Here is a 623-nt window from a genome sequence, read left to right on the forward strand (position 1 = left end):
CTAAATACACCTAATAATACTATGGTTAAATTCATACTGTCTGGATTAATATTTAATATACCTACTATAATTCCAACAATACTTTCTGCTATCATCAAAACTAATAAAGATATAGTTATCTTTATTATAGCTTTGTAAAAAGTATCATTATATAAAAATTTATTTATAAGTGCATATATTATAGTTAAAGCTCCTATAGTAACCACTGGTATTTTTATAATAATACCAAAAACATATGCTAATACAATAGAAACTAAAATATTTTTAACATTAATTTTATCAAATAAAATATTGCAAATCATACCTAACGTAAACAATTCTAAAAAATTATTTATACTCATTTTCATACCCTAAAATTTCAAACACTTTATCACTATAACTTATGGATAAGTCAATAACTTCACTAATGTTAATAAAATATATTTTCCATAGTTTAGTGTATAGCTTGTCTATTTTTTTTATGTATTTAGTATTTACAATAAAGGATTTATGACATTGCACTATACTATTTGATTCTATCATACTTAAAAGTTTTGCTAGGGATAATTTTGCGTAAATTACTCCATTCTTAGCTGTCACAATTTTGCACTTCCTCGGTATATACTCAACAAAAACTATATCGT

Annotated in this window: 2 protein-coding genes; both read right to left on the reverse strand. The window is 23.0% G+C overall.

Features of this window, described 5'->3' with window-relative positions:
- On the reverse strand, positions 1–341 hold a 341-nt coding region (locus AZI32_RS17370), incomplete at its 3' end, for a hypothetical protein (RefSeq protein ID WP_157450982.1).
- The coding region (locus AZI32_RS17375) for a LytTR family DNA-binding domain-containing protein (RefSeq protein WP_162266756.1) at positions 328–623 on the reverse strand (296 nt) is incomplete at its 5' end. The genes AZI32_RS17370 and AZI32_RS17375, both read right to left, overlap by 14 nt.

This window comes from Clostridium sp. ATCC 25772, assembly GCF_001573875.1.
GTDB classification, from domain to species: domain Bacteria; phylum Bacillota; class Clostridia; order Clostridiales; family Clostridiaceae; genus Clostridium_J; species Clostridium_J senegalense.